Source organism: Polynucleobacter sp. UK-Kesae-W10 (assembly GCF_018881575.1).
In the GTDB taxonomy this organism is placed as follows: Bacteria; Pseudomonadota; Gammaproteobacteria; order Burkholderiales; family Burkholderiaceae; genus Polynucleobacter.
Window position 1 is genome coordinate 222,935 of record NZ_JACVQB010000003.1, and the last position, 6,672, is coordinate 229,606.

The following is a 6,672-nucleotide window of genomic DNA, read 5'->3' on the forward strand; positions in this document are numbered from 1 at the left end:
TCAAGGTCAGCATGAAACTCTCTCCTTCCATTTTTAAAGCCTACGACATCCGCGGCATCATTGATGAGACCTTAGATACCTCTATTGCTAGGCTCATTGGCCAAGCCTTCGGCACTGAAATGCGTGAATTGGGTGAAACCGAGATTGTGATCGGTCGTGATGGTCGTTTGTCTGGTCCGAGCTTGATTGAGTCTTTGACTGAAGGTCTGCTATCAACAGGTATCAACGTCATTGATTTGGGTATGGTGGCCACACCAATGGTGTACTTTGGCGCCAACCAAGTGCTTGACGGCAAGCAGCCAAAATCCGGCATCATGATTACCGGCAGTCATAACCCGCCCAATTACAACGGCTTCAAAATGGTGTTGGGTGGTGCAGCTATTTATGGCGACCAGATCCAAGCTTTACGTAAACGCATTGAAGCAAAACAGTTTGCAATAGGCCAAGGCAGTCGCTCTACTTTTGACATCTTCCCGATGTATTTAGAGCGTATCGTCGGTGATGTGAAGCTGGCTCGCCCTATGAAGATTGTTGTCGATTGCGGCAATGGTGTTGGCGGTGCTTTTGCTGGCAAACTATTCAGAGCGCTGGGCTGCGAAGTACAAGAATTATTCTGTGAGGTAGATGGGCATTTCCCAAATCACCATCCCGATCCAGCGCACCTTGAGAATCTGCAAGATCTCATCAAAAATCTCCAGACTACCGATAATGAACTGGGCCTTGCCTTTGATGGTGATGCCGATCGTTTAGGAGTTGTCACCAAAGATGGTCAGGTGATTTTCCCGGATCGTCAAATGATGTTGTTTGCGAAAGATGTACTCTCGCGCAACCCAGGTGGGCAGATTATTTATGATGTTAAATGTACTCGCAACCTAGCAAGCTATGTAAAGCAACATGGTGGTGAGCCCTTGATGTGGAAAACAGGTCACTCCCTAGTAAAAGCCAAGCTCAAGGAAACCGGTGCACCACTAGCCGGTGAAATGTCTGGCCATATCTTCTTTAAAGACCGCTGGTTTGGTTTCGATGATGGCCTTTATACCGGCGCACGCTTACTCGAGATTCTATCTAAAGAAACAGACCCTAATAAGACATTAAATGACTTACCTAATGCCATCTGTACCCCAGAATTACAATTGGCTTGCGCTGAAGGCGAACCATTTGCTTTACTAGAATCTATTAAAGCCAATGCTAAGTTCCCGACTTCTCAATCCATTAATACCATCGATGGCGTACGCGTGGAATATACCGATGGTTTTGGTCTTGCCCGCCCTTCAAACACAACCCCTGTTGTTGTGATGCGCTTTGAAGCTGATAGTGATGCAGCAATTGCCCGGATTCAGGAAGAATTTAAAGCCGCACTGTTAGCCGCCAAACCAGACGCCAAGCTGCCTTTTTAACTTTCATTCCTAGTGAATGGAAACGTTTTTGCTCGTTTTCACTTGCATGGCCTGCTCTTCATTTGGTGCATTATTGACCTGCAATATTGCCTCACCCCATGCTGCTTGTTGACGTAATTGATCCAGCAAAACGCACATGGCTTGCAGTGTCCCTATCGCTAAATTGAGATTTAAATTAGCGCCGCCTGGAAGGGCAAAATCGATCGAGATGAGATCATCTATCGGGCCGCCCTGCAGATCACTGAGCTGTGCGAGTTTTTCACCATTCTGAGTTAGTGCACAGGTAACATCCATCACCAAGATAGGATCAAAGCCCAGGGGGAAGTTGAGGCCTGCCTCGTAGGCCTGTTGTGAGGCGTGCTCATTTTTAGTCGCCTCCAGAATAGCTTCCTTCTCAAATGCACTGACAGCTTTTGCAGCATCTGGAGAATGTGTTTGTTCCAATTTTTTTGCTAGCAAATGGGATATTGCAGCCAAAATAAAGAGCGCAACACGTCGCGTAAACCAAAAACGGTACTCATCCTGATTTTGAGTATTGAAGCGAAATAGGATACGATCTTCGTTCGCTAAATATGCGCCGTTAAATTGTTTAATGGTCATCGGTTTGTGCTGATGAAGTTAAATTGAAACATCCGGGGATGCAGATTTAGGCGGGTTATTGGGCGCTCTATTTTGCGGCACCTGCGGAACAATCTGAATGGGTGGCATGATTAAGATTTGCGGTGGTTGCGCTGGTGGCGCTGGTGGAACATTTTGCCCTTTGCGTTTATTGCCGCTTGCTTCGCCAAACATCCTATCAATTGCTGGCTTTGCACCCAATAAACTAAAGCGAGTCACTGCAAATGCACCCGACTGGAGTGCTACCGCAAATCCGATGCTATCCCCTGCTTGTGTTGCCTGCAAAACCGCATTAAATGGGGTTAATATCTGAAAGATATTTCCATTAATCACGGTACATTCCATTGTCAAAGCTGTAGATACACTAGAGCTATTCATGAGCACTGAATATTTTGCTCCGGGTGTGCAATTGAGGCTTTGATGTAGGTAAAAGAGGCACTGATCACCGGAACAGAAGGTGCCAAATGATGTGTTGGGATCCGCAATGGTATAGGCCTCATTGGTTTTGCCGCTTAACTCGGCTACCCAGTCTTGATAGGCGATCTTTTCTCCTGCTACAGCAAGGCTAGAGGACGTCAATAGAATTACAAATGCGCGCTTGATCATTGCACTATCTTAGCGCTTTCTCGCAAGCGTTTGATGGTTTCAGCGAGATATTGCTGAATAATGGACTGCTTCAATTGGTTTTGAGAGGCTTCAAAGCTTGGGATCTTTGATGAACGGGTGTCGTCCAATTTGACGATAACCCAAACATCACCCACCCTAATGGGAGACTTACTAAATCCGCCTTTGGCTAAATTCGCAACGACATTGCTAATGGGTTGCGCTAGTTGCGTAGTTGATACCCAACCTACGGCACCCCCTTGAGCGTTGCTTGCAGTATCTAAAGAAACTTGCTTGGCTACCGTTGCAAATGCCTCCCCATTTTGCAAGCGGTGAATCACCGCAATACTCTCCGATTCAGACTTTAGGACAATCTGGCTCAATTTATATTGGGTTGCCGAATCACTACCATTACCAAGATACTGCTTTTGCTTGTTGTACTCTTCACGCAACTGCTCTGTAGTAATTGGATTCTTTTTAAAGTAATCCTCTACAAATACCTGCAGATACAAATTTTGTTTAAGTTGGGTAATTTGGTCTTGCACATCAATTTCTTTTTCGAGGCCTTGTTTGAGGACCTCTTGGACAATCAATTGACGGTTTATCAGTTCATTTTTGATTGCTTCGCGCAGCTGTGGACTATCTTTTTGACCCTGTGCTAGGGCTGCCTGAAGATTGAGGTTAAACAAGCCCTTAGTAATGGGCGTGCCATTGACGGTGGCAACAAACTCAAAGTGATCTGGCGCCGCATTGGCATAACCGAGCGAGAAAAAGCTCGTGACCAGAATACTGAAGGATAGGAAAGTGGGTATTAATAAGCGGGAATTCATAAGTATTTTCAAATGAGCAGCATTTATCTATCAGCCGCCAAATTATAAAATTCAGAGCTCAAATCAATCCCATTACAGCGGATTAACCTTTAGGCAGTCCTCAACATTAGCATTACAACTTGAGTCTGGGCTTGTTACAGAAACTGCACTAGAGGATCCTTTGCCATCTGAGTAGACGTATTCCATTGCCCTGCCAGTTTCAATATGAGCTAGCAGCGTACCAACATTAATATCATCGCGAATAACTGGCAGACTCAAAACAGGTGCCGGTGGATTGCCGCCTGGAATCACTTGATAATTGATGCCGGATGAGTTGAGTCCAAGCAAAGAGCCGCCATTCAAATTAAAGGTCACCGGCGCATTGCTGGACGAGCTAATTCCCCCACCGGATGCAGGAGCGCCAAGATTAAAGGCAATCACTCCGCCGTTGGTTGTAAATGACTGAGGTGCATTTGGCAATGCTGGATCGCCCAAATTCATTACGTTGGTGGTATAGGTTTGATTACCAGCCGTATTGACAGTAGACATCACATTAATATAGCCAGCGCGGGTTGTAGGATCAGGCGAAATATCCGTTAAGAGCGCATTCGTTTGCTTTTGCACTCCAGTCGTAAATGTCAAGCTTGCCAATGGGTTCAAGCCGCCAACTGCGCCCGCAAAAGTAATAAACGGATAAGCTGGATCATTAGCAGCTACCGCTACCGTAGAGATTGCCTGAACTACAAGGTTATGGGTATTAGCCAATTCATCATCCACTGCCTTTTGGAATACGATGCTTGGATCCTCTGACAACAAAATACGAGTGCGTCCGTTAGTTCCGTTATCGCCAATATAAACATGGCCGTTATAGTTTTGCGGGCCAAATGTGGTGATATTACCCCTGATGTAAATATTGTTAGAGCTAACATTCAAGGCAAAGATATTTTGCGCTTGGAAATATGCGTTGCTATAAGCAATATGATTTCCTTGAGCATCGATATTAGGAGTGCCTACCGTATTGTTGAAAGAAACTGAACCATTCGGGGCGCTGATTACCAATGACTGTTGATTATTGGCCAATAAGCCGCCATTAAAGACAATATTTCCAGAGCCAGATTGCAAGCTCATCAGGTTGCCACCAACCAAAGTGACGGATCCGTTATAGGTTTGGTTATTTAAGCTGTCTACGCTCGTTGCCAAACGAATTGCGCCATTGGTGGTCAGGCTTGGTAATTGAACGCCGGCATTAATAGATAAAGTACCTCCATTCGAGTTGATTGGGCCGCTACCTAAGGCGGCGGGATTATCCACAATGATGCTCGATGCATTGATGTTAGTGCCGCCACTGTAAGAGTTGGCCCCTGCAATCGTCAGTGTGCCGGCTCCCGATTGATTCAGTGAGCCCGTTCCGGATATCACGTTATTTAAAGTGAAATTACTTGCGCTAGCAAAGGACAAGACACCATTATTAGTGATGGTGCTAGTCGGCAACAAGTTGGTTAGCGCAGGAGTATCAAATATAACTGTACTGCCTACCGGAATTACTACATTGGCCACGTTATTGAGCGTTGGAATCGCCCCACCCATCCAGTTACTTGCGTTAGACCAGTTACCGCCAGAAGCCCCCATGTAAGTAACGGATGACAGCTGAGTGATTGTGCCGGTATTGCTAATAATTTGTGGACTACTTAAGCTGTAGTTACCAGAGTCATTACCGGTGCTCGTGCCAGCCAACGAGACGCTCAATGTAATGGTTTTATTAATGCCGACATTAGAATCATTGAAGTAACCCGCACCTACGACGCTCACCTTATCTCCACTCAAAACTGCGGATAAGGTTGGGTTGGTATTTAAAGTATTTCCAACAATAGAGCTGCTACCGTTGTAGGTGCGGCTAATTCCAGTAATGCCCAATTGATCGCCAGTCAAAGACTTCGGTGTCACTGTTAAAGAGCCAATGAATTGAGTGCCTAAGAAATTAGCACCAATCGGAGTAAATGAGTTGGCCGCAATGTTATAAGCACCTACTATCACATTCTGAGAACCGCTTAGGGTAGCACCAGAAGGAGCAATCGAGAATGTGGCACCACCACCCGCTCCATCACTAACAGTAATTGGGTTGGTGCCGCTTGTAGTTAATGTTATTGGGTTTATAGATGGATTTATACCGACTGTGCCCAAATAGACTGGGGTGGCATTCGTTGAAGGCAAGTATTGCGCCGTCAAGCTATAGCTTGGAGCAGATCCATAGGTACTTGAGGTCGGAGTAACCGAAACGATTAAATACTGCGCCGGCACAATTGTGAAGGTAGCAGCTTGGTAAGTGATTTGATAGTTACCGTTCGTTGAACCATTAGATCCATATCCGCTTGGTGTAAGGGCGTAAGATCCTACCGCGTTATTGCTGGAATCACTGCGAACATAAGTTGGGCTACCGGATAAGACGGTCAATGGATTTTCACCATTCACCATACCCTTGTAGATAACGCCGCTGTATCCAACTGGATCAGTGATTAGACCAACAAATTTAGCTGAATTGACCGCGGCAATAGTCAGTGGCGCAGGCGTAATCTGACTGGTTGTAGACGGAGTTAAGGAAACGTTGTAATTAGAACCATTATTGCCATCACTAATAGTGGCTGACAATAATATGACCTGCTTATTGGAGCCCACATCCTTGCCGTTAGTAGTACTAGGGGCGCTATAGAACACCACGGATGCGGTAGTTACCGCATCGCCACCAACCAACTGGGAGGATAGGTTGGCCAGATCAGAGCTAGTCATGGTGTAGTTATAGCTACCGTCATAAACCTTATTAATCGTAGGCGCAGTTAAGGACACCGCTAGTGGCGTCACAGAAATATGGGTATTAGCTACGCTTAATGGGTTGTAATTTGAGGTCAATATCGATCCATTAGGACTCAGAACTAAGCCATTGACGCCAGCTAACTGCTGATTCGTTTGTACGTTCTTAGACCTCAAATCAGCCGTACCAGAGATCGAGAATGTCTCCCCATTAACACCTGTCGCCACTAATGAATTCGCTAAAACAGAGGCTGTACCGTTGTAAATCAAATTACCGGTAACGTTGAGATTGGCCTTACCGATAGTCAGACCACCGTTGTTGTACACCACGTTGTAGTTTGAAGCCAAGGTACCGGTCACTGGAGATACTGCCAAGTTATCGGCGTAAGCCGTATTACTTGCATTAGTACCAGTACCGTAGCCGCTAATCGTGAAGTCAT

At 45.8% G+C, this 6,672-nt stretch carries 5 protein-coding genes; 1 reads left to right on the top strand and 4 read right to left on the bottom strand.

The features are described 5' to 3' along the window. The first annotated feature begins 11 nt into the window (after positions 1-11). On the top strand, positions 12-1,397 hold the full coding sequence (locus tag ICN24_RS08885; protein WP_216223056.1) for a phosphomannomutase/phosphoglucomutase: 1,386 nt from the start codon (positions 12-14) through the stop codon (positions 1,395-1,397). 9 nt (positions 1,398-1,406) lie between these two features. Here ICN24_RS08885 and ICN24_RS08890 read toward each other — a convergent pair whose 3' ends face one another. The 4 genes from ICN24_RS08890 to ICN24_RS08905 all read right to left on the bottom strand — a co-directional run. Further along, entirely contained in the window at positions 1,407-1,997 is a 591-nt protein-coding gene (locus ICN24_RS08890; protein WP_216223057.1) for a hypothetical protein, read from the bottom strand. A gap of 18 nt (positions 1,998-2,015) precedes the next feature. Continuing rightward, positions 2,016-2,621, bottom strand: coding sequence for a hypothetical protein (locus ICN24_RS08895; protein ID WP_216223059.1), 606 nt, complete (start codon positions 2,619-2,621; stop codon positions 2,016-2,018). After that, positions 2,618-3,448 (bottom strand): peptidylprolyl isomerase, encoded by an 831-nt coding sequence (locus ICN24_RS08900; protein WP_216223061.1) that lies wholly within the window; start codon positions 3,446-3,448, stop codon positions 2,618-2,620. Before ICN24_RS08900 ends, ICN24_RS08895 begins: the two co-directional genes overlap by 4 nt. A 72-nt stretch (positions 3,449-3,520) precedes the next feature. Beyond that, positions 3,521-6,672: S-layer family protein (locus ICN24_RS08905; RefSeq protein ID WP_216223063.1), on the bottom strand; the 3,152-nt coding region annotated here is incomplete at its 5' end.

Excerpts from the sequence above, each read along its gene's own strand:
- ICN24_RS08885 (WP_216223056.1), top strand. The coding sequence starts at position 12 with ATGAAACTCTCTCCTTCCATTTTTAAAGCCTACGACATCCGCGGCATC.
- ICN24_RS08890 (WP_216223057.1), bottom strand. The coding sequence starts at position 1,997 with ATGACCATTAAACAATTTAACGGCGCATATTTAGCGAACGAAGATCGT.
- ICN24_RS08895 (WP_216223059.1), bottom strand. The coding sequence starts at position 2,621 with ATGATCAAGCGCGCATTTGTAATTCTATTGACGTCCTCTAGCCTTGCT.
- ICN24_RS08900 (WP_216223061.1), bottom strand. The coding sequence starts at position 3,448 with ATGAATTCCCGCTTATTAATACCCACTTTCCTATCCTTCAGTATTCTG.